Below are 460 nucleotides of genomic sequence, written 5' to 3'. Positions count from 1 at the left end.
GCAAGCAGCTGCCTTGACCACGACCCAGGTTGCAGCGATTGAAACCGCTGACATCAAGGCCTTGAGCACCGCCGCCGTGCGTGGTCTGGGCACTGACGCCATCGTGGCGCTGACGACCGAGCAGGCCGCTGCTCTGAGCACCGCGCAGGTGGCTGCCCTGAGCACCGCCCAGGTCGCTGCGCTCGAGACGGCTGACCTGGCCGCGCTGGGCACGGCACAGATCCGTGCCATGTCTACGGCCCAGATCCAGTCCCTGACCACCAGCCAGGTGGTGGCGCTGGAAACCGCGCAAGTGGCCGCGCTGAGCACCGCGCAAGCCGCGGCGCTCACCACGGTCCAGGTGCCCTCAGTCGAGACTGCCGATGTGGTGGCGTTGACATCCGCACAGCTCGCGGCCTTGAGCAGCACACAAACGGCGGTACTGACGACGGCCCAGGTGGCTGCGATCGAGTCGGCCGAC

Annotated in this window: 1 pseudogene; it reads left to right on the top strand. The window is 68.3% G+C overall.

The features are described 5' to 3' along the window. Window positions 1-13 precede the first annotated feature (13 nt). Window positions 14-460: pseudogene (locus tag EIP75_RS23915) on the top strand (heme utilization protein); the annotation flags it as partial.

The sequence above is a fragment of the Aquabacterium soli genome, assembly GCF_003933735.1.
GTDB lineage: Bacteria > Pseudomonadota > Gammaproteobacteria > Burkholderiales > Burkholderiaceae_C > Aquabacterium > Aquabacterium soli.
The sequence above is the reverse complement of the archived record's forward strand: the minus strand, read 5'-3'. Positions and strand labels throughout refer to the sequence as shown.